The organism is Desulfogranum marinum (assembly GCF_016918565.1).
Taxonomy (GTDB): domain Bacteria; phylum Desulfobacterota; class Desulfobulbia; order Desulfobulbales; family Desulfobulbaceae; genus Desulfogranum; species Desulfogranum marinum.
In genome coordinates this window covers 1-386 of record NZ_JAFFQD010000185.1, presented here as the reverse complement: position 1 = coordinate 386, position 386 = coordinate 1, and the positions used below count along the sequence as shown (strand labels likewise).

Below are 386 nucleotides of genomic sequence, written 5' to 3'. Positions count from 1 at the left end.
CGGCTGCACTGACCCAACTCATCGGGCAACTGTGCGATGGCGTTGTCAGTCAGGATCAGCCAGCGCAAGTCCACTGGCAGCGACGCGGCGGGGACTGTGGAAATCTGGTTAGCCTTGAAGCCCACCATGGTCAGTGCCGGGCAGAGACCCAGCACCTCGGGCAACTCGGTAAAGCGGTTCTCGGAGCAGAAGATGATGCGCAGCTTGCTGAACTCGGCCAGCTCGTCAGGCAGCCAACTCAACTGGTTGCCGGTTAGATCCAGCACCTCCAGCGTCTCTTTAAGGCTCAGGATCTCGGGCGGGAACACCGTCAGATTTTCAGCGAGTTTGAGGTGGCGAGCGCCGCAGAGTTCACCCGCGCGCAGCTGTTCCAGGGTATGCATAAC

1 protein-coding gene is annotated in these 386 nt (G+C 60.4%); it reads right to left on the bottom strand.

The features are described 5' to 3' along the window. Positions 1-383 (bottom strand): leucine-rich repeat domain-containing protein (locus JWH17_RS23430; RefSeq protein ID WP_369125084.1); only part of this gene is annotated, 383 nt, incomplete at its 3' end. Between the last annotated feature and the right edge of the window lie 3 nt (positions 384-386).